Genomic DNA, 998 nt, shown 5'->3' on the forward strand with positions numbered 1-998 from the left:
TGCCTATTCGGGATTGCCGGAGTTACAGCCTTAGAACAGGGCTAGTTGCGTCAGTTTGTCCTGATTTCTAACCGGTACAATAATATTTTGTCGTGTTTCAGCTGGCTTCTGCTGGTCCTGATCCAGATCGCTGCCAAGGGCATAGCCGCGGCGGAGTCTGACCGACCAAAGCCCAAAAATATGGGCCGGCGTGTACCAGTGCTCCCGCTCCTCGGCCGCCAGGGTGTTGCCCAAAATGATCGTTGCGGGGATGTGCAGCAGGCTGAGTTGTAGGTAGCTCATGTGAACGGCGCGCGAGTCGATGTCCTGGGCCGTCACGTGCATGTGGTTCTGATAGCTCAACCCTTCTTCCTGAAGGGCCTCAGCCATGGCGACGACCATGGCGCCGGCTCCGACCGCAGGCTCGAGCAGCGTAATGAACCCTTTGCTCGCAATGAGGCGTCGTAAGTCGCGGCCGTCGCCTACCTGCTGACGTGCCATGAGGGCGCACACCGAGTAGGGCGTGAAGAACTGACCACGGGCAGTGTTCCCCAATTCGAGTTCGCCGAAGACCTTTCCTAGGACATCATCGGGACCAAACTCGAGGGCCATCGTCAACTCGGCAAGCATTTGAGGGAACAGCTTTTGCTCATCCGCTTCGTAGCGCTGCATCAACGCCATATAGCGTGCCTCGCGCGGCTCTCTCTGTGAAAGGTCGACGCCATTGGATACTGCGATTGCGGCCATTTCAACGAAGTCGCCGAAGACGTCCCACAGGTGGTGACGGCGACTGGCACGTTCCAGGAGTTTGACGATGTTCTTGCGGTGTACTTCAGAAGTGACCGTGGGGATTTTTGCCGTGGCGTTCATGGTGCAACCTGCTTAGGAGCTGGAGCACCACGATCACATGCGCTTTTGCGATCCCAAGCCGTGCAACGGTGGATCAGAACCCCATGCAAAGCTGTTCGCCCGGCGCCGGCATGATCAAGCTAACTTGCTCAGCCGGTGTCGAGACATTT

The 998-nt window shown here is 57.6% G+C and carries 1 protein-coding gene; it reads right to left on the reverse strand.

The window, feature by feature from the left end:
* Positions 1 to 30: 30 nt before the first annotated feature.
* Positions 31 to 849, reverse strand: a complete 819-nt coding sequence (locus FAS41_RS30660; protein ID WP_138527021.1) for an N-6 DNA methylase — start codon at positions 847 to 849, stop codon at positions 31 to 33.
* Positions 850 to 998: the final 149 nt, after the last annotated feature.

The sequence above is a fragment of the Pseudomonas nicosulfuronedens genome (assembly GCF_005877905.1).
In the GTDB taxonomy this organism is placed as follows: domain Bacteria; phylum Pseudomonadota; class Gammaproteobacteria; order Pseudomonadales; family Pseudomonadaceae; genus Pseudomonas; species Pseudomonas nicosulfuronedens.